General features: G+C 61.2%; 22 protein-coding genes. 11 read left to right on the top strand and 11 right to left on the bottom strand.

Annotated features, from left to right (window positions below; translation table 11 throughout):
• Positions 1 to 6: 6 nt before the first annotated feature.
• Together ACR0NT_RS03235 and ACR0NT_RS03230 are read left to right on the top strand one after the other, a co-directional pair.
• Complete coding sequence (locus ACR0NT_RS03235; protein WP_170441402.1) at positions 7 to 786, top strand: type III pantothenate kinase; 780 nt, start codon at positions 7 to 9, stop codon at positions 784 to 786.
• Positions 783 to 2,450 (top strand): ribonuclease J, encoded by a 1,668-nt coding sequence (locus tag ACR0NT_RS03230; RefSeq protein ID WP_170441405.1) that lies wholly within the window; start codon positions 783 to 785, stop codon positions 2,448 to 2,450. Before ACR0NT_RS03235 ends, ACR0NT_RS03230 begins: the two co-directional genes overlap by 4 nt.
• A 3-nt stretch (positions 2,451 to 2,453) precedes the next feature.
• On the opposite strand, the gene ACR0NT_RS03225 is transcribed toward ACR0NT_RS03230, so the two are convergent.
• Complete coding sequence (locus tag ACR0NT_RS03225) at positions 2,454 to 3,155, bottom strand: NUDIX hydrolase (RefSeq protein ID WP_170442931.1); 702 nt, start codon at positions 3,153 to 3,155, stop codon at positions 2,454 to 2,456.
• A gap of 28 nt (positions 3,156 to 3,183) precedes the next feature.
• Positions 3,184 to 3,579, bottom strand: coding sequence for a DUF983 domain-containing protein (locus tag ACR0NT_RS03220; RefSeq protein ID WP_170441408.1), 396 nt, complete (start codon positions 3,577 to 3,579; stop codon positions 3,184 to 3,186).
• 200 nt (positions 3,580 to 3,779) lie between these two features.
• Here ACR0NT_RS03220 and ACR0NT_RS03215 point away from each other — a divergent pair, with 200 nt between their 5' ends.
• From ACR0NT_RS03215 to ACR0NT_RS03200, 4 genes are read left to right on the top strand one after another with little or no spacing between them, the layout of a single operon-like run.
• Entirely contained in the window at positions 3,780 to 4,247 is a 468-nt protein-coding gene (locus tag ACR0NT_RS03215) for an EF-hand domain-containing protein (protein ID WP_170441411.1), read from the top strand.
• A 6-nt stretch (positions 4,248 to 4,253) separates the two neighbouring features.
• A complete protein-coding gene (locus tag ACR0NT_RS03210) occupies positions 4,254 to 4,865 on the top strand; it encodes an RNA polymerase sigma factor (RefSeq protein ID WP_170670856.1) in 612 nt (203 codons plus the stop codon).
• Positions 4,858 to 5,208 (top strand): hypothetical protein, encoded by a 351-nt coding sequence (locus ACR0NT_RS03205; protein WP_170441418.1) that lies wholly within the window; start codon positions 4,858 to 4,860, stop codon positions 5,206 to 5,208. Before ACR0NT_RS03210 ends, ACR0NT_RS03205 begins: the two co-directional genes overlap by 8 nt.
• Positions 5,205 to 5,678 carry a periplasmic heavy metal sensor gene (locus ACR0NT_RS03200; RefSeq protein WP_170441421.1) on the top strand — a complete coding sequence of 158 codons (474 nt, stop codon included), beginning with the start codon at positions 5,205 to 5,207 and terminating at the stop codon, positions 5,676 to 5,678. The genes ACR0NT_RS03205 and ACR0NT_RS03200 overlap by 4 nt, the downstream gene beginning before the upstream one ends.
• Before the next feature lie 5 nt (positions 5,679 to 5,683).
• Here ACR0NT_RS03200 and ACR0NT_RS03195 read toward each other — a convergent pair whose 3' ends face one another.
• Positions 5,684 to 7,084 (bottom strand): diguanylate cyclase, encoded by a 1,401-nt coding sequence (locus ACR0NT_RS03195; RefSeq protein WP_170441424.1) that lies wholly within the window; start codon positions 7,082 to 7,084, stop codon positions 5,684 to 5,686.
• Between the two features lie 87 nt (positions 7,085 to 7,171).
• Here ACR0NT_RS03195 and ACR0NT_RS03190 point away from each other — a divergent pair, with 87 nt between their 5' ends.
• The 5 genes from ACR0NT_RS03190 to ACR0NT_RS03170 all read left to right on the top strand — a co-directional run bounded on the left by ACR0NT_RS03190 (position 7,172) and on the right by ACR0NT_RS03170 (position 11,549).
• Complete coding sequence (locus ACR0NT_RS03190; RefSeq protein WP_170441429.1) at positions 7,172 to 7,456, top strand: DUF3572 domain-containing protein; 285 nt, start codon at positions 7,172 to 7,174, stop codon at positions 7,454 to 7,456.
• 25 nt (positions 7,457 to 7,481) lie between these two features.
• Positions 7,482 to 8,174, top strand: a complete 693-nt coding sequence (locus tag ACR0NT_RS03185; RefSeq protein ID WP_170441432.1) for an HAD family hydrolase — start codon at positions 7,482 to 7,484, stop codon at positions 8,172 to 8,174.
• A 120-nt stretch (positions 8,175 to 8,294) separates the two neighbouring features.
• Positions 8,295 to 9,854, top strand: coding sequence for a trimethylamine methyltransferase family protein (locus ACR0NT_RS03180; protein ID WP_170441435.1), 1,560 nt, complete (start codon positions 8,295 to 8,297; stop codon positions 9,852 to 9,854).
• Positions 9,855 to 9,975: 121 nt separating this feature from the next.
• The gene (locus ACR0NT_RS03175; protein ID WP_170441438.1) at positions 9,976 to 10,563 is read left to right on the top strand and encodes a heme NO-binding domain-containing protein; all 588 of its coding nucleotides are present in this window, start codon (positions 9,976 to 9,978) and stop codon (positions 10,561 to 10,563) included.
• Positions 10,560 to 11,549: a diguanylate cyclase domain-containing protein gene (locus ACR0NT_RS03170; protein ID WP_170441453.1), complete on the top strand. Its 990-nt coding sequence runs from the start codon at positions 10,560 to 10,562 to the stop codon at positions 11,547 to 11,549. Before ACR0NT_RS03175 ends, ACR0NT_RS03170 begins: the two co-directional genes overlap by 4 nt.
• Positions 11,550 to 11,604: 55 nt before the next feature.
• On the opposite strand, the gene ACR0NT_RS03165 is transcribed toward ACR0NT_RS03170, so the two are convergent.
• The 8 genes from ACR0NT_RS03165 to ACR0NT_RS03130 all read right to left on the bottom strand — a co-directional run bounded on the left by ACR0NT_RS03165 (position 11,605) and on the right by ACR0NT_RS03130 (position 19,066).
• Positions 11,605 to 12,303: a CbiX/SirB N-terminal domain-containing protein gene (locus ACR0NT_RS03165; protein ID WP_170441456.1), complete on the bottom strand. Its 699-nt coding sequence runs from the start codon at positions 12,301 to 12,303 to the stop codon at positions 11,605 to 11,607.
• 71 nt (positions 12,304 to 12,374) lie between these two features.
• Entirely contained in the window at positions 12,375 to 13,307 is a 933-nt protein-coding gene (locus tag ACR0NT_RS03160; protein WP_170441459.1) for an AEC family transporter, read from the bottom strand.
• Positions 13,308 to 13,349: 42 nt separating this feature from the next.
• Positions 13,350 to 14,147, bottom strand: coding sequence for an MBL fold metallo-hydrolase (locus ACR0NT_RS03155; protein WP_170441462.1), 798 nt, complete (start codon positions 14,145 to 14,147; stop codon positions 13,350 to 13,352).
• Positions 14,144 to 14,950, bottom strand: a complete 807-nt coding sequence (locus ACR0NT_RS03150; RefSeq protein ID WP_170441465.1) for a TatD family hydrolase — start codon at positions 14,948 to 14,950, stop codon at positions 14,144 to 14,146. The genes ACR0NT_RS03155 and ACR0NT_RS03150 overlap by 4 nt, the downstream gene beginning before the upstream one ends.
• Positions 14,947 to 16,065 (bottom strand): DNA polymerase III subunit delta', encoded by a 1,119-nt coding sequence (locus ACR0NT_RS03145; RefSeq protein WP_170441468.1) that lies wholly within the window; start codon positions 16,063 to 16,065, stop codon positions 14,947 to 14,949. Before ACR0NT_RS03145 ends, ACR0NT_RS03150 begins: the two co-directional genes overlap by 4 nt.
• A 10-nt stretch (positions 16,066 to 16,075) precedes the next feature.
• Positions 16,076 to 16,699 carry a dTMP kinase gene (gene tmk, locus ACR0NT_RS03140; RefSeq protein WP_170441472.1) on the bottom strand — a complete coding sequence of 208 codons (624 nt, stop codon included), beginning with the start codon at positions 16,697 to 16,699 and terminating at the stop codon, positions 16,076 to 16,078.
• Positions 16,696 to 17,862, bottom strand: coding sequence for a D-alanyl-D-alanine carboxypeptidase family protein (locus ACR0NT_RS03135; protein WP_480442596.1), 1,167 nt, complete (start codon positions 17,860 to 17,862; stop codon positions 16,696 to 16,698). The genes tmk and ACR0NT_RS03135 overlap by 4 nt, the downstream gene beginning before the upstream one ends.
• A 16-nt stretch (positions 17,863 to 17,878) precedes the next feature.
• Positions 17,879 to 19,066 carry an SPOR domain-containing protein gene (locus ACR0NT_RS03130; RefSeq protein WP_170670860.1) on the bottom strand — a complete coding sequence of 396 codons (1,188 nt, stop codon included), beginning with the start codon at positions 19,064 to 19,066 and terminating at the stop codon, positions 17,879 to 17,881.
• Between the last annotated feature and the right edge of the window lie 27 nt (positions 19,067 to 19,093).

Here is a 19,093-nt window from a genome sequence, read left to right as displayed (position 1 = left end):
ACGCAGATGCTTCTGGCGATTGACTGCGGCAACACCAACACCGTTTTCTCGATCTGGGATGGCGAGAAGTTTCTGTGCACCCTGCGCACCTCGACCCACCATTCCCGCACGGCGGACGCCTATTTCACCTGGTATTCGACGCTGGTAAAACACTATGGGATCGACGCGGACATCACCGATGTGGTGATCGCCTCGACCGTGCCGCGCGTGGTTTTCAACCTGCGCATCTTTGCCGATCGTTTCTTTGGCTGCCGCCCGCTGGTTGTGGGCAAGCCGGAATGCCTGCTGCCCGTGGCACCGCGCATCGACGAGGGCACGATACCCGGACCCGACCGTCTGGCCAATGCGGTTGGCGCGTTTGACCGTCACGGCGGCGACGTGGTGGTTGTCGATTTTGGCACCGCCACCAACTTTGACGTGGTCGCGTCGGACGGGGCCTATCTCGGCGGCATCATTGCGCCCGGCGTGAACCTCAGCCTTGAGGCGCTGCACCAGGGGGCGGCGGCCTTGCCGCATATCGACATCACCCGGCCTGAAAAGGTGATTGGTACAAATACGGTTGGCTGCATTCAGTCTGGCGTGTATTGGGGCTATTCCGGCTTGATCGAGGGGCTGATTGCCCGGATCAAAGAGGAATACGGGATGCCGATGAAAGTGGTCGGCACCGGCGGGCTTGCGCCTTTGTTCGATCAGGCGGATGTCGGGTTTGACGCGATCGAAGACGATCTGACGATGCACGGTCTGACCGTGATCCATCGCTACAACAAGGATAATGGCTCGACATGAGCAGTGAACGACTGATCTATCTGCCGCTGGGCGGTGCCGGCGAAATTGGCATGAACGCCTATGTCTATGGCTATGGCAAACCGGGGCAAGAGCGGCTGATCCTCGTCGATCTGGGGGTGACCTTTCCGGACATGGACACGACGCCGGGGGTTGATCTGATCCATGCGGATATCTCGTGGCTGCAGGAACGTGCCGACCGGCTGGATGCCGTGTTCGTCACCCACGCGCATGAGGATCACGTGGGCGCGGTTGCGCATTGCTATGAAGCACTGGGCGCGCCGGTTTATGCGCGCGCGTTCACAGCCAATATAGCGCGCCGCAAGATGGAGGAACACGGCCATCCCGAAGATGCTGTGCAAACGGCCTCGGCCTGGCCTGAGCAGATTGTGGTTGGTCCGTTCAAGGTCGGGTTCCTGCCGGTTTCGCACTCCATTCCCGAAAGCGCCGCGCTGGTGATCGACACGCCCGAAGGCCGGATCGTGCATTCCGGGGATTTCAAGCTGGATACACAGCCCGTGGTCGGTGAACCGTTTGACCCCGATCTGTGGGCTGAGGTTGCCAAATCTGGCGTCAAGGCGCTGGTCTGTGACAGCACCAATGTGTTCTCGCCCCATGCGGGCCGCTCGGAATCTGAAGTTGGCCCCGAGATCACCAAGCTGGTGGAAAGCGCCGAAGGCATGGTGGTTGCGACCACCTTTGCCTCGAACGTGGCGCGGGTGAAAACGCTGGCCGAGGCGGGTGCGCGGGCCGGACGCTCGGTCGTGTTGCTGGGCCGTGCCATGCGTCGGATGATCGAAGCGGCCACTGAAACCGGCATCCTGTCGGATTTCCCCAAGGTCGTCAGCGCCGAAGAGGCGGTGGACCTGCCGCGCCAAAACCTGATGCTGATCGTGACCGGCAGCCAGGGTGAACGCCGCGCCGCCAGCGCGCAACTGGCGCGTGGCAAGTATCGCGGGATCGAGCTGAAAGAGGGCGACTTGTTCCTGTTTTCATCCAAGACCATCCCCGGCAACGAACGCGGCGTGATCTTCATCATCAACCAGCTTAGCGAAAAGGGCGTTGACGTGGTGGATGACAGCTCGGGTCTGTACCACGTGTCCGGCCACGCCAACCGCCCCGATCTTGAAAGGGTGCACGCACTGATCGACCCGCAGATGGTGATCCCGATGCATGGCGAACACCGTCATCTGCGCGAACATGCCAAACTGGCAGAAACTGGCGGACGCACTGGCATTCTGGCCGTGAACGGCACGATGCTGGACCTGACCGGCAATGAACCCAAGGTGGCCGACTATATCGAAACCGGCCGCACCTATCTGGACGGCACCGTCAAGGTCGGTGCGCTGGACGGGATCGTGCGCGATCGTATCCGCATGGCTCTGAACGGGCATGTGACGGTGACGGTCATTCTGGATGAAGAGGACGAACCCCTGGGTGAGCCGTGGTGCGACACGATGGGCCTGCCCGAAATCGGAACCTCGAAGGCCGCGCTGGTCGAGGTGCTGGAAGAGGATCTGAACCAGTTCCTGATGCGCGCCGATGCCAAAACCCTGCGCGACGATGACAAGCTGGAAGAAGCCATGCGCCGCATCGTACGTCAGACGGCGAAAGCCGAGATCGGTAAAAAGCCCGAAGTGACCACGGTGATCAGCCGGATGAAGTGACGCCTAATCCGCGTCAGGCATCGGATAGCCTTTGAGCTGCAGGAACAGGCTCTGTTCCTCGGTATGCAGGTAGAGGGGCACGGTCGCAGGCGGCTCGGGGTTTGAAACCCGGGCCGCGATTTCGGCCAGGACCACCTCGGTGATGAACGGCAGGTCCAGATCGCGCGCGCGGTCGAGCGGAACCCATTGCAGGTGGGATAACTCATCCGAGGCGCGGCTGAAATCGTCCAGATCGCCCTGAATCGCGTGGGCATCGACCAGAAAGAACCGCGCGTCGAAGCGGCGGGGGCGGCCCGGCGGTGTCACCGCCCGGAACACGAATTGCAGGGCGTCAGCCGAGGGGCGGAAGCCCATGGAGGCAAAGCCCTGCCAATCCTCGGGCACCGCGTCGTTCCAACTGCCGGGCTCACCGAGTATCAACCCGGTTTCTTCCCACAGCTCGCGGATCGCCGCCGCGGCCAGCGCAGTCTGCAGCCCCGGTTCGGATTTTTCGTCCAACCGTTCGCGGCAGAGTGCGGGCATAGAGGCCGCCAGCGGAATGTCTCTATCCGCCGCATCAACCGCTCCACCGGGAAACACGAACTTGTTGGGCATGAAGACGGCTTTTGCGCCGCGCTGCCCCATCAGGATCGATGGTTCGGTCAAGCGGTCCCGCAGGACGATGACCGTCGCCGCGTTCCGTATCGCTGACTTGTCTTCTGTCATCCGCTGATCGACCTGTCCACGCGGGTCATTACGCTTTTTCAAACCCGTGCATCCGGCGCGCCCATTGATAGGCGACCACAGCGCCTTTCAGCCGGGGCAGCAGGAACAGCGACAGCGCAGTGCATCCGATGGCAAAGATCAGGAACATGGTCATGGGTTCGGGGCGGAACTCGACATAGGTCACGTGCAGCGCCGGAGCCAGCAGGTGACCGACCAGCAGAATGGTCAGATAGGCCGGGCCGTCATCCGCGCGGTGGTGAAACAGCTCCTGCCCGCAATTGCTGCAGCTATCGTTGACCTTCAGGTAGCCGCGTAGCAGCTTGCCTTCGCCGCATTTCGGGCAACGGCCACGAAAGCCCTTGATCAATGCGGGCCGTGTGGGGCGGTCATCCTCGGTAGTGGTGTCGATCGTCTGATCTGTCATTTTGAAACTCGCGCGTTCGAATGCGCAGGATAATGCGCTTGTTTTGTCCCGCAGAAAAGGGGGGTGCGGCGCTTTGTGACTTAGGTCGGCTGTAACTGGCTGTCAAAAAAAATCTGATTTTTGCGACGGAACCCGCGCGCCGACCCGTTTGAACATATGTGAGCAGCGGCGATGGGGCCGCAAAGCAAAGGGAAAACGATATGAAAAGCGCGAAATTCATTCCGGCCATCCTGATCTCGGCCGTTGCAGTCACAGGCACCTCGGTTCTGGCGGCAGGGCCGAAGGATCGCGTACCCGCGAGCTTTCAGGAACTGGACGCCAATGGTGATGGCCAACTGACCCAGGAAGAGATGGAGGCCCACCGGGCGCAACGATTCACCGAGGCCGACACGAATGGCGATGGTCAGTTGAGCGTCGAGGAAATGCAGGCTGCGGCGCAAAAGAAAGCCGATGACCGCGTGACCAAGATGTTCGAAAGACACGACGCCAACCAGGACGGTTTTCTGAGCGAGGACGAGTTGCCCAAACCGCGCCGCGCTGGCAAGATGTTTGACCGTATCGACGCGGATAACAGCGGAACGATTTCGGAACAGGAATATGCCGATGCAAAAGAGCGGATGGGCCGGAAGCACAAGAAGCACGGCAAGGCGGGCTCTGACGACAATTGATGAAGGATGGAGGATCTGACCTCCCCCCTGCACGAAGTTCGTGGCGCGCCGTGCGCCGCGGACACGTCGGACGATGCGTTGCTGCGGCAGTTCGCCAAGGGCGATGCCGCAGCCGCACGCGCGTTGACGGATCGGCTGGCACCGCGGTGTTTGTCGGTGGCTATGCGGATGCTGAGCAACCGGGCCGAGGCGGAAGACGTGACGCAGGATGCGATGATGCGGCTGTGGCAGATGGCACCGAACTGGGTGTCCGGGCAGGCCAAGGTGTCAACCTGGCTGTACCGTGTAACGCTGAACCTGTGTGTGGACATACAGCGCAAGAAACGGCCGGACCGTCTGGACGATGTGCCGGAACCCGAGGACGGCGACCTCAGTGCAGCGGATCGGATGCAGGACGCGGCGCGCAAGGACGCCTTGCAGGCAGCGTTATCGCAATTGCCGGACCGCCAGAGGCAGGCGGTGATCTTGCGGCATATCGAGGAGTTACCCAACCCGGAAATCGCCGGGATCATGGGTGTTTCGACGGAAGCGGTGGAAAGTCTGACCGCGCGCGGAAAACGCGCCTTGGCCGCGATACTGGCCGGGCGGCAAGATGAACTGGGGTACGAAGATGGCTGAGAACGACACGGAACTTGACCAGTTGTTTGCCCAAGCACGGCAGACCCGACCCGAATTACCCGATGATCTGGCGGTCCGTATCCTGACGGATGCTGAAACGGTGCGTCTCGATCGGCTGAAACCCGCTGTACAGTCGCGCCCGGTCTGGGCGCGGATACTGGACGGGATCGGTGGTTGGCAGAGCATGGGCGGTCTAGTTGCGGCCAGCGCGGCGGGTGTCTGGATCGGACTGTCAGCGCCAGAGTTTCTGCCCGACCCCGCGACGATAATCTACCCGCAGGAGACCAGCTTTGTGGTCGCTGATCTTGGCCTGGACACAACATTTCTGGAGGATGCCGAATGAGCGATAATGCCAAGCCCAAAAGACGGTGGGTAACGGTTCTGCTGACCGTGTCGCTGGCGCTGAACCTGTTGATCGTCGGGGTTGCCCTGGGCACGATTTACCGCGTCAAGGGCGGGGATCGCGGCAAGCCGCCTCCCGGGTTTGGACCCGCGATCTATCGGGCGCTGCCGAAAGAGGATCGGAAAGCCCTGCGCGGAGAACTGTCCGAGCGGCATGTCAAAGGGGCGAAACTCCGGTCTCAGGATTTTGCTGCGCTGGAGGCCGCCTTGCGGGCAGAGCCATTTGACCCATCGGTTGTGCAGGCTTTGCTGCAGCAACAGGCGCAGGCCATGGCCGAGTTGCAAGGCGCATTGCAGGAGGAATGGCTGGTGCGGGTCACCGCGATGACGGATGCCGAACGTCAGGTCTACGCGGACCGGCTGCAAGAGGTGGTGCAGCGCAAACGTCACGGGCGTAAGCACAAGGACTGACCACGTTAGGCCGCGCTTTGCCGGACCCGAACCTGATCGCGCCCGGCTGTTTTGGCGGCGTATAGCGCGATGTCGGCCGATTTGATCAATCCCTCCAGCCCCGCAGGCTGATGCGACGGCGAGGTCACCTTGGCATGGGTTGCGATCAGCCCGATGCTGATCGTAACCGGGATGGGGGCAGGGGTGTCCGGCAGGTAGAAAGGTTCCTGGCGGATGCAGTCACACAGGCTGCGGGCCAGTTTAAGGGCCTGGGCCTGCGTGGTTTCTGACAGGCCGATCATGAACTCCTCTCCGCCGATCCGGGCAATGAAACCGGCCGAACCGACGGCCTGCTTCAACCGTTTGGCCGCCTCGGTCAGAACCAAATCCCCTCCGGTATGGCCAAACTTGTCGTTGATGGCCTTGAAGTGGTCCAGATCGGCCAGCATCACCGCAAAACCCTTTCCGGTGCGGCTGGACTGATGGGCGATCTGATCCATTGCACGCATCGCATAGCGGCGATTGTGCAACCCGGTCAGAGGGTCCACCCAAGACTCGACCAGCCCACGTCGTAGCGAGGCACGCATCTGGTCCAGCCGCGTCTTGCGCTTGATCTGGCTGTCCAGACGCAACAGCGCTTCTTCCGCGCAGAACCCGTCCATGCAGATCGCGTCGGCGCCCCGGTCCAGCGCCTCTGACGCCAGCGCGGCATTCTCTTCCCCGAGAACCCCGATCAGAACCGTATGCCGGGTGGTGCTGCGGGATTTCAGATCGGCCAACAGGTTCAGGCCCGAGGGGTTTGCGCTGATTTCAAAGATGATCGCGTCCGGCACCGGCCCGGACAAAACGCCGTGCAGGTTTGTTGATGTGTGCGTCGACAAGCTGTGCCGCGTGCGTTTCGACAGGGCGTTCTGCCACAACGTTCCGGTCCGTGCTGATTGCGTCAGAATGGCCACGCGCGCCGCTTTGGGGGGCATGAAGGGGGCAGTGCCGGGCTCAGCAAAGCCCATGGGGTGCGAACCGGATTCGACGTGCAGATCCTGTGTTTCGGCCCGAGCACGCAACAGGCTGCGCACTCTTGCCAACAGGAATGTGTCTTTGAACGGGTGCACCAGAACATCGTCCAACCCATCCGCCAAGGCTTGCAACCGGGCGACCTTGTCGTTTTGCGGCGCGATCGCCACCACCGGCACCCCGATCAGGTCCGGATCAGCCTGAACCAACCTTTTGACATCCGTCGCGGTGCCATCCGGCAAGGTCTGAGACGTCAGCACCAGATCGGGTTTGGCGCGCCGCAACAGCCCGGCGAGGCCCTGAAGCCGTTCGCCTTGTACGACGTGGTACCATGCTGCCGTCAGTTGAACTTTCAGCATGATGCGATTGGTTGAGGTCCCGTCGAGGACAAGGATGGTTCCCTGCACGGACATATCAGTCACCATTGATTGCATGCGTTGTTAAAGTGTTTATGAGTCTGGTTAACAAACCCTTTCCACGACCTGATCGGGGGCAATTTTATGTCAATCTCCGCCCAATCTGCAGAAACGCTGGCGCTCAATGTCTTGGGCTGGCTGGTCGGTAACGACGAATTGCTGCCGATTTTTCTGGGGTCTACCGGTGCATCGGCGCAGGATCTGCGTGACCGGGCGGGCGAATCGGAGTTCCTGGGATCGGTTCTGGAGTTTCTTATGCTTGACGATTCGTGGGTGATCGCTTTCTGTGACGCCAACTCCGTGCCTTATGATCATCCCGGTCAGGCGCGGGCGGTTTTGTCAGGTGGTGCCGACGTCCACTGGACCTGATCCAACAACCTTGCAGGAGCATTCAATGCCCATCGACGCGATCCTGTTCGACAAGGACGGAACCCTGTTTGATTTTGCCAATACCTGGGGCGCGTTTGGACGCAACATGGTGCTGCGTCTGGCCGGTGGCGATCATACGCGCGCCGCCGAACTGGGTAGGATCATCGGATTTGATCTTGAGACGGCCACATATTCAGAAGACAGCATCGTTATAGCAGCTACTGTCGAAGAGATAGCCGATCTGCTCGCCCAGCATATTCAGGACACTTCTAGAGAGGAACTGATCGACGTGTTGAATGCCGAAGCCGCCGCAGCGCCGCAGGCTCAGGCCATTCCGTTGGTGCCTTTTCTGGAAGGGTTGCGGCAGGCCGGGTTCAAGTTGGGAGTGGCGACCAATGACAGCGAAGCACCGGCACTGCAGCACTTGGCCTCGGTTGGAATTCACGAGCATTTCGATTTTGTTGCTGGGTATGACAGTGGCCACGGGTTCAAGCCCGGTCCCGGGCAGTTGCTGGCCTTTGCGGCTCATGTCGGCGTGGAGCCGGAACAAGTCGCCATGGTTGGGGACAGCCTGCATGATTTGCAAGCCGGGCGCGCTGCCGGGATGACCACGATTGGTGTTCTCACGGGGCTGGCTCCGGCCGAAGCACTGGCGCCGATGGCGGATGTTGTGTTGCCGGATATCGGGCATATTCCGGACTGGCTGTCTAAAATCTGATCGCGCCGCAGTCAATTTCGGCGTTTCGGGACAAGAAACCGACATAGACTGTCGCAGACAGAGCGGCCAGACACCCGCCTTCGGGGCTTGCATGGGGGTACGCAAGTTCCGGAGGATCAAATGGCTGACACGAAAAGGCGTAGGCGTCGTAGTGGGGGACGGGCCGGTGCTGCCGAACGCAGGGGCAGCGCGGTCATCGACCAGATGCCGTGGAACCCTCCGGTCAATATCGACAATCCGACCGAGCCGCTGGATCAGGCCGGGATTGAGGCGATCCACGAAGGGGCCATGCGTATCCTCGAAGAGATCGGGATCGAGTTCTACAACGAAGAGGCCATCGGCATTCTTCGCGAGGCCGGATGTACCATCGATGGCGACAATGTCCGCATGGGTCGGGATTTTGTGATGGAGATGGTGGCCAAGGCGCCATCGCGCTTTACCATCACGCCGCGCAACCCCGACCGGAGGATTGAAATCGGTGGCCGGACCATGGTGTTCGGCAACGTGTCGTCTCCGCCAAACTACTGGGATATGGAGATCGGCACCAAGGTTCCCGGCAATCGTGAGATGTGTCGGAATTTGCTGAAACTGACGCAGTATTTCAATTGCATCCACTTTGCTGGGGGCTACCCGGTCGAGCCGGTCGATATCCACGCCAGCATCCGGCATCTGGACGTCCTTTATGACAAGCTGACTCTGACGGACAAAGCGATGCACGCCTATTCACTGGGCAAGGAGCGCGTCGAAGACGTGATGGAGATGGTCAGAATCGCGGGCGGCCTGAGCCATGAAGAGTTCGAAGCATCACCGCGGATGTACACCAACATCAACTCGACCTCGCCGCTGAAGCATGATCATCCGATGATTGACGGCTGCCTAAGATTGGCGCGGCGGGGGCAGGCGATTGTGGTGACACCGTTCACCTTGGCAGGGGCGATGGCGCCTGTGACGATGGCCGGGGCCGTGGCGCAATCGCTGGCCGAGGCGTTGTGTGCGATTGCCCTGTTCCAATATGTCCGTCCGGGGATACCCTGCGTGATCGGGACGTTCACGTCGAATGTGGACATGAAGTCGGGGGCTCCGGCCTTTGGCACGCCGGAATATATGCGCTCGACCCAGATGACCGGGCAGATGGCGCGGTATTACGGCTTGCCGATGCGGTCGTCAGGGGTCTGTGCGGCCAACGTTCCCGACGGGCAGTCGGTGTGGGAGACATCGAACTCTCTGTGGGCCGCTGTCCAGTCGGGCACCAACATGGTTTACCATGCGGCGGGATGGCTTGAGGGTGGGTTGATCGCCAGCCCCGAGAAATTCATCATGGACTGCGAAATCCTGCAGCAGATCCAACGCTATATGCAGCCCGAGGTTACCGCGACAGGGCCAGACGAAATCGCGCTGGAGGCGATCCGTGCAGTTGGCAATGACGGCCATTTCTTTGGCGTTCAGCACACGCAGGATCGTTACACCACGGCGTTTTACCAGCCGTTCCTCAGCGACTGGAGAAACTATGAAGGCTGGAACGTTGCGGGTGGTATCTGGACGGCCGAACGGGCGCATCACATGTTCAAGGAAATCGTCACCAGCTTTGAGCCTCCGCCGATGGATGAAGGTATCCGCGAAGAACTGGCCGAATTTGTCACCCGCCGGAAGGCCGAAGGCGGGGCGCCGACGGATTTCTAGTTTTCTGTCAATGGTTTCGATCATTAGACTTGATCAGATTGTTGGTATCTCGCCAGTCATCTTGGGGTTTTGTTAAGGATTGTCAGGCCAGATTGGTGCAGAAACCAATCTGGGGCATCTCATGCATGGTCTGATCAATCGGGCGGTACAGTCTTTTGTATGCGCGACTTACGGACAATCGTGCTGGCTGCGCGTAACCGAGGCCGCCGAACTGGGCTTTGTCGAGTTCGAGGCCATGCTGGTCTATGACGATGACATGACCGTTCGGGTTCTGGATGCGCTCTGTGTCGACCTGAACCGCCCGCGCGCCGAAATCCTCGAGGATCTGGGAACCTACCTGGTTTCTCATCCCAAAATGGAGGATTTACGGCGGCTGCTGCGCTTTGGCGGTGTCAGTTATGTCGAGTTCCTGCATTCGCTTGACGATCTGTCCGACAGGGTGCGGTTGGCCGTTTCCGACCTCAACCTGCCAGCGCTGGAGCTGAGAGAGATGGCGCCAACGGAATATCAGTTGTTCTGCCATACGGGTCTGCCCGGCTATTCCAGCGTGATGGTCGGGGTCCTGCGCGCCATGGCCGATGATTACGGCGCCTTGGCGATGCTGTCTCATGACGGGCAGGAGGGCGAGGCTGAGGTCATTTCAATTGTTCTTGTGGAAAGCGCATTTGCCGAAGGGCGGCATTTCGATCTGGGGGCGCGGAAATCATGATGGACTCGCGTGATCTGGCAACCCTACTGGAGACGCTGTGCCCGATGTTTGTTCTTGTGGACGAAGACGGGCAGATCATTCGTGTGGGGCCGACATTGCAAAAACTGCGTCCCGATCAACCGATGGTCGGGAAAGGTTTCCTGGACGTCTTCGAGCTGGTGCGGCCGCGTGCTGTGACAACGCTGTCGGCGCTGATGTCCCTGGCTGGGGCCAAGCTGCACCTCAAGCTTCATGATACGCCGCGCACGGCCCTCAAAGGGTTGATCGCCCCTTTGCCCCAAGGAAAAGGGGCGGTCATCAATCTGTCCTTTGGCATTTCGATTCTGGATGCGGTGCGCGATTATGCCCTGACCAGTGCGGATTTCTCGGGCACCGACCTTGCCATCGAACTGCTGTATCTGGTCGAGGCCAAATCCGCGGCGATGGAGGCCTCGCGGTCACTGAACCTGCGGCTGCAAGGGGCGATGCTGGCGGCTGAGGAGCAAGCCTTTACCGACATGCTGACCGGGCTAAAGAACCGGCGGGCGATGGATGTGTTGCTGGGTCACCTGATTTCCGGGAATTCACCGTTCGCCCTGATGCATCTGGATCTGGATTTCTTCAAGTCGGTCAACGATCAATACGGGCACGCTGCGGGGGATTATGTGCTGCAGCAGGCCGCCCGGATCATGGTGGAAGAGACCCGCAATGACGACACGGTCGCGCGAATCGGTGGAGACGAGTTCGTCATTATATTCAAGGGCCTGTCCGACGAAGCTATTCTTTCGGCAATTGCAGCGCGCCTGATCGACCGGTTGCAAACGCCGATGGCGTTCGAGAAGAACATCTGCCGGATTTCCGCTAGCATTGGAACCGCGTTGTCCACTCAGTTCAAGCCCCCCAAAGCCGCCGAAATTCTGAATGCGGCGGACTTAGCCCTGTACGAAGCCAAGAGGAAAGGCAGGTCCCGCCATTGCCTTTATTCTGCGCTTGTAGGGCAGCAGTAGGAAGTATCGCCTCGGGTCGATCCAGTCTGTGTCAGACCCTCGGTTGTTCGGTCAGTCAGGCCTTGTGGAGCAGGCGGGACAGAGTGGCTGCAATATGGTGCTTGATCCGGGGCAGTTCACCAACTACGGGCGTTACCTGGCCTTTGAAGGCTGCCGCGTTCAATTCTTGCGGGACATCGTCAAGCACATGGCCGCCGTTGCAGGCGAAATACGGCAAGCACAACGCCTGAGTGGACAGGCCAGCTGCAGCCTCGGCAATTGAGGGCGGTTCTTCGACGAACCCCAGACGCATCGACTTGAACGGCAGGTGCTGCGCCAGATCGTTGGCAAAGGTGCGGGCCACGGCAGATGGATTGCGGCTGCGGCCGGAGCCGTGGGCGGCCAGCACCAGATCGGTCTCTTCTGCGGCCCAATGGTTTTCGTTCAGCGTGTCACGCAGTGCTGCCGCAACCAGGTCCGGCAGCTCGGGGTCCACCCCCAACGGATCGAGAATGCGCAGGTTTCGCCCGGCCAGACGTTTGGGCAGGGCGCTGGTGACAAACCAGCCCTTGGCCATGAAAAGCGGATAGATCACGGCGTCATCGGTCAGCTCTGCCACGCGCTGTTCGAAAACGCCCGGTGCGGCCAGAGTGGCAGAATGCACAGTCACGCCATCACACAAGGCATTCACCTCGGCGGCATAGGCGGCCAACGCCTGTTCTGCCGGGATTGGGTCAGACGGCTGGCCATGGGCGACGATAAGGGCGTGGGGCATTTACTTGTTCCTGTCCGCTTTCCCGATAGGTGTTCCCTGCCGCATCAAAGTCAATCCAAACCGTTCCAATGTCAGCCCAAAACTGTCAGCCAAAACCAGACTGACAGGATGGAAACCGCTGTCCCGACCAGTACGGACGAGGCCGCGACCCGTTTGGCCCGGCCATACATATTGGCGAAGATATAGGCGTTAAACCCCGGAGCCATTGCCGCGTTCAGCACGCCCGAGCGGAAAAGGTCCTGCGGCAGGCCAGCCGATGTTCCGAACAGCCACATGAGGCTGGGGTGCAGCATCAATGAAATGGCGCAGACATAGGCAATCGTGCGCAGGTCGCCTTCGGGCCTGTATTTGACCAGTACACCACCCAATGCAAACAGCGCACCGGGCAGGGCAGCGCGGGTAATGAGGCCAAGCGCCTCGTCTACAACAGAGGGCACGCCCACCCCGGACAGGTTGACAACAAATCCCAGCGCGATGCCAAGGATCAGGGCGTTGCGGAACATCGCTGTCAGGACCGAGCGCACCATAAGCGTGCCGCCGTTGCCGCGATTGCGGACCACCTCCATCACGGTGATGCCGACGGCATAGCAAAACGGGGCGTGGAAGGCGATGATCGCATAGTTGCCGGACAGGTTTCCGGGCCCGTAGGCGCGCTCGGTGATCGGCAGGCCCAGTAGGACCGAGTTCGAGAACAGGCAGCAAAACCCGATGGCGACGCAGTCCTCCCACTCGCGGCGAAAGATCAGGCGGGCGCCGAACAGGCCCGCGGTGAAACACAGCGCCGCCGCTGTATAAAAGCTGGCCAATAACCGGGGATCGAAGCTGGCGCTCAGGTCCAGATGCGCGATGGCCAGAAACAGCAGGCAGGGAATTGCGAAGCCCTGGGTGAACTTCATCAACCCGTCCACATGGGCCTCTTTGAAATACCCCGAGGATGTCGCGGCGTATCCCGCTCCGATCACCAAAAACACCGGCAGAATGACGTCGATCAGGTTTTGCAGCATCTTGCCACCCCGAGGGATATCGCAGGCCGCAACAGCAGCGCTTTACAGGGCCTGACGGATCACCATGCCGTCATAGGCCGGGGTGATGTGATCGGCGGTCTCAGATTCAACCGTGGCATAATCGAGATCGATATGCATGTTGGTCAAAACCGCGCGTTTGGGTTTCAACTGGTCGATCCAGCCCAGCGTTTTTTCCAGATGCGCGTGGGTGGGGTGCGGCGACCGGCGCAAGGCGTCGATGATCAGACAGTCCAAATCCTCTAGCAAGGGCCAGGAGTCGTCGTAGAATTCGGCCACGTCCGGCAGGTAGACAAGCTTGCCCATTTTGAACCCCAGCGAGTCGATCGAGCCGTGGTTGACCTTGAACGGGTGAAACGGGATCGCTCCGCCCGGACCGTCGATTTCGAACGGGCCATCAATGGCCTTCAGGTCCAAAATCGGCGGGTACGGAGAGGTTTCGGGTTGAATGAACGCGTAGCCGAACCGCCCCAACAGGTCGTTTTGGGTGTCGCCATCTGCCCAAACGGGAACGCGCGTCTTCATGTTGAACACGATCATGCGCAGATCGTCGATGCCGTGCACGTGGTCCGCGTGGCTGTGTGTATAGACCACGCCATCCAGCCGCCCGGTTCCGGTGCTGAGCAACTGGCTGCGCATGTCCGGCGTGGTGTCGATCAAGACGGATGTGGTGCCCTCGGGCCCGTCGCGTTCCACCAGCATGGAGCATCGGCGGCGGATGTTTCTGGGGTTGTCGGGGTCACACTCGCCCCAATGCCCACCCAGCCGGGGCACGCCACCGGAAGAGCCGCAACCGAGGATGGTGCAGCGCAGCTCGGTCATGCGGCTGCCTTGTAGGTTGCGGCTTTGGTGAACAGCCGGTCGAAATTGGCCTGCGTTTGGGTCGCGAAATCGGCATAGTCCATGCCGAACACTTCGGCTCCTTTGCGGGCGGTGTGCGCGGTATAGGCCGGTTCGTTGCGTTTGCCGCGGTATGGCGGTGGGGCCAGATAGGGTGCGTCGGTCTCCATCAGCACGCGGTCGACCGGAGCGGCGGCGAAGATATCGCGTAGTTCCTGGCTTTTGGGGAAAGCGGCGATGCCGGACATCGACAAGTAGAAGCCCAGATTCAGTGCGGCCTTGGCCAGTTCTGCTGAGGACGAAAAACAGTGCATGACGCAGGAATAGGGCGCGTTGCGGTGTTCCTCAGCCAGAATGCGCGCCATGTCATCGTCGGCGGCGCGGGCGTGAATGATCAGCGGAAGGCCGGTGCGTTGAGCGGCCTCGATATGGACGCGCAGTGATTGTTTCTGCACATCGGCGCTGTCAGCGGTGTAGTGGTAATCCAGACCGGTTTCGCCAATGCCCACGAATTTGGGGTGCCGCGCCAGAGCAACCAGTTCGTCCACGGTTGCCATCGGTTCATCCGCCGCGCTCATGGGGTGCGTGCCGGCGGCATAGAAGACGGGCGCGTGGGCCTCTGCAATAGCGCGGACGGTGGGTTCGTTGCGCAGGCGCGTGCAGATCGTGACCATGCGGGTCACGCCTGCCTCGGCGGCGTTGGCGATGATCTGGTCCAGTTGCCCCTCGAAGTCGGGGAAGTCTAGATGGCAATGGCTGTCGGTGATCTGGGGGGTGTCGCTCATCTGCTCTGACCGGCGGTTTCCTGTATCTTGAACACCGTATCTAGGACCAGAGCGGCAGGGTCAAGGTTCACCGCCTGACCATGTCGCGCGCGGGCTGTGATTGTCGCCGAGACCTCGGCCCATTGGCGGGCCTGATGTGGAGAGGTGGACAGGCGCGACAACGTTTCAGCCTCATTCGGGGCAGCCTCGGGGCTGGGTGGCGCACCGGTTGCACCGGTCAGTGCAAGGCGCGACAAGGCGACGTCAATCAGGGTCAGCAGCAGTTCGAACCGGTCTGCCGCGCCGCGCTGAGCGGCGGCTTCGGCCAAGGCCAGTGCGCGTTGGCGATCCATCCGGGGCAGGGTGCCCAGAATGGCGATCAGCTCGGCGTAAATCTCCATCCCACCCAGATTGATCAGCCGCACCGCATCACCCACAGACCCTGCGGCCAGTGCGGCCAGGTGATCTGTTTGGGCGGGCAGTTCGGAACCGGTTTGAGAGAGCGCAGCCTGCATGTCCTCGGCCCCCAACGGCGACAGACGCAGGGTGCGACAGCGCGACCGGATCGTTGGCAACAGGCGCGACGGCTGGTGCGAGATCAGCAGCAGTGTCGTGCGCGCGGGCGGTTCTTCGAGCATCTTCAGCAAGGCATTGGCCGCGCTGACATTCATCTCATCCGCCGAATCCACGATCACGACGCGCCGTCCACCATCGGCAGAGGACAGGCCGAAGAATTTCCCCAGCTTACGGATGTCATCCACCACGATCTCATTCCGTAGACGCCCCTGATCGTTCACCGAACGGGTGATGGCGGCCAGTCCCGGCTCGGCGCCGGCCAGAATGCGGTGCGCGACGGGGTGTTCGGGGTCAATCGCCAGCGACTCGGGCGGCGGTGGGGCGCCAAACAGCCCATCCTCAGCCGGAGGCGTCGCCAACAGAAACCGGGCGATCCGCCAGGCCAGCGTTGCCTTGCCCACCCCGCGCGGGCCGGTCAGAAGCCAGCCGTGGTGCAACCGGTCCGAGGTGTAGGCGCTCAGAAACGCCTGCTCGGCCTCGGTCTGGCCAAACAGGTGCTGGGTTTCACGCGGGTGCGGGGCGCCGGGGGCCTGATCCGGGGTAGGGGTGTCGTCGCTCATCTATCGTCTATCACAGTGTTTGCAGGACGATTTCTGTCACATCCTGGGCAACGCTGTCCATGTCCCGGTTGCCGTCGATTACCCGAAAACGGTCTTGGAACTCTTCCGCCAGTGCCAGAAAGCCTGCGCGCATCTTTTCCTGCAGGTCGATGCCGAAATCTTCGAACCGTTCCTCGGTGCCCTGGCGGCCTTTGGCGCGGGTCAGGCCGGTTTGCGGGTCCATGTCGATCAGCAGGGTCAGGTCAGGTTCGCGCCCGATCATCAGGCTGTGCAACTGGTCAACCACCGCGCGCAGGTTGCCGCGCGACAGGCCCTGATACATGCGGGTGCTGTCGGCAAAGCGATCGCAGATCACCACTTTACCCGCGGCAAGTGCCGGTTCGATGGTGCGTTCCAGATGATCCCGGCGGGCAGCGGTGAAAAGCAGCAGTTCCGTTTCGGCCGACCAGCGGTCGGGGTCGCCCTCCAGAACAAGTCGCCGGATTTCCTCGGCCCCGGGTGATCCGCCGGGCTCGCGCGTCAGCACAACTTCATGGCCCAGATCGCGCAGGTGATCCGCAAGCACTCGCGCCTGCGAGGATTTGCCTGATCCGTCAATGCCTTCGAAGGTCAGAAACAATCCGGATCCCGTCACAATGCGTCCAGAGGATTGCCGATTACATCGGTCAGGACGATCCCGCCCACGGTCAGTATACGCACCACGAACCCACCGGTCGCGACGCTTTCAGCCGCCACCAGCGGACGCCGAATTTCCGGCAGGCCTTCGGGTTTGATCACCAGCTCGGCCAGTTGCTGACCCTTTTCTACCGGAGCGTTTACGGGGCCGTTATAGACCACTTCGGCCTCGATATTCTTGTCGCCCAGCACCGGGAACAACAGCGACAGGTCCTCTTCGGGAACCAGATCGACGGTCTTTTTCGCCCCCATCCAGATCTTGGCCTGGGCTATCGGCGTGTCCGCGTTGGCAACTGTCCTCTCGACAAAATTTCGAAACGACCAGTTAACCACGGCCTCAGCCTCCTCTGCCCGCTTGCCGGTGCTGTCGAGGCCGGTGAGAACGAAGATCACCCGGCGGTCCCCCTGCTTGGCCGAGCCGACAAGGCCATACCCGGCCTCTTGCGTGTGGCCGGTTTTCAGGCCGTCGGCACCGATCCCCAGTTTCAGCAGCGGGTTGCGGTTGCGCTTGTTCGACGGCGCGCGGCCATCGAATTCAAACACTTCCTCGGCGAACAGAGGGTAGTATTCCGGGAAATCCGAGATCAGCCGGTCCGCCAGTACTGCAAGGTCATGAACCGACATCATGTGACCCGCTGCGGGCCAGCCGTTCGAGTTGGAGAAGTTCGAGTTGTCCATGCCCATCTGCTTTGCGCGCTGGGTCATGTAGCGGGCAAACCCGGCTTCGGTCCCATCGGGGCTGAGCGCTTCGGCGATCACCACGCAGGCGTCGTTGCCCGACAGCACGATGATGCCGCGCAACAGATCCTCGACCCGGACCCGGTCCTGCGTGTTCAGGAACATGGTCGAGCCGCCATAGCTCATCGCGTGTTCGGAAACCGGCAGGGTTTCGTCCAGCGTCAGCCGGCCATCGCGCAGCGCCTCGAACGCGACATAGAGTGTCATCAGTTTGGACATCGACGCCGGCGGAAGCGGTTGATCCGCCTCTTTGGACAGAAGCACGGTGCCCGTTGTCTGGTCCATCACATAGGCCGCGCGGGCCTGTGTGTCGAAAGCATGGGCGGGCAGCGCAAACAGCGCCAGCCCGAGGGTCAAAACAGATGATCGCAGTGAGGACAGCACGGGGGCCTCCTTTGTTTCAGTTTTTGACGTTAAACGCGTCGGTAAAGCCAAGATCCTTGACGTCGCGCTGGATCGCGTTGCGTTCCGCGCGGGTATTCGCGGGGCCAACCAGCACGCGCCAGACCGTTTTGTCATCGGTCTTCAACTCGCGAATATCCGCAGACATGCCGTTGCGCTCAATCTTTGAAACCGCGCTTTTGGCGTTGGCCTCGACATTGAAGGTTCCGACCTGAACATACGGTTTGGGCAGCGAGCGCGGGATCTTTTTCTGAGCCGTTGCTACGGCGGCGGTTGTGCTGGCCGGGGTCGGCTCTGCGGCCTCAATAGCAGCGGCAGCGCCTGCGATGGGGTCCAGCGGCGTTTCGGTGATCGTGTCGGTTTTTTTCTTCTGCCACCACTTCCGTTTGGCGGGCTTTTCTTCGGGCGCGGTAATTTCAGGGTCCGACAGGGTGGGGGTCGGGGTCGCCTCGGCGGCTGTTTCCACCACTTGTTCCGCTGCCTCGGTCGTTGCCTCGGCTGCAGTGTCGGCTGCCGCCGCGGCGGCTGCTCCGGTCGCGCCAGCCGCGGCAACCGTTTCCTTCTTTTGCCACCACTTGCGCTTGGCGGGCTTTTCAGTTTCAGCCGCTGCGGTGTCGATTGCTTCGTCCTGGGGCTTGGCGTCTTCGGCAGCAGGCGTGTTTTCAGCCGCTTCGATTTCCGGGGCCTCTTCCGCTTCGGGTTCTTTTTCCTCGACCGGTTTGCGCCGTAGGGCGACGACCTCGACCTTGGTCGGCGCCCCGGCAAGGATGCCCAGCTTTTCAGCCGCCGCCGAGGACAACTGCAACGTTGGTCCGGGCTGGCTTCTTTCCCGCCGGAACAGGGCGCCGGTGATGGATTTGTTGTTAGTCGTGTTTTTGATCACCACGCGCTCAGGCTGGTTGACGTCAGGGTGGGCCACCCAGATACCGCCCAGCGACGGGCGACCATCCCAAAGACCGGCCTCAACCACGTTGAACACGTCCGGCGCCTCAACGGTTTCACCAGTGGTTTTCGAGTAGTCCGGGAACAGCTCGACCTTTTGCTCGGTCTGGGCGTCATCCGCAGGGGCTTCCGTCGAGGCCCCCTCCGGAGACAAACCCTCTTCACACCCGGCCAGAACTGCCAATGCCACGCCAAGTGCCGCCAGCGATCGCGGTTTTGCGCGTGTCTCACTCGCTCGTTTCATTTTGTCATCCCTTGCCTGAAGGGGCCT

The sequence above is a fragment of the Ruegeria sp. AB10 genome (genome assembly GCF_056542745.1).
The sequence above is the reverse complement of the archived record's forward strand: the minus strand, read 5'-3'. Positions and strand labels throughout refer to the sequence as shown.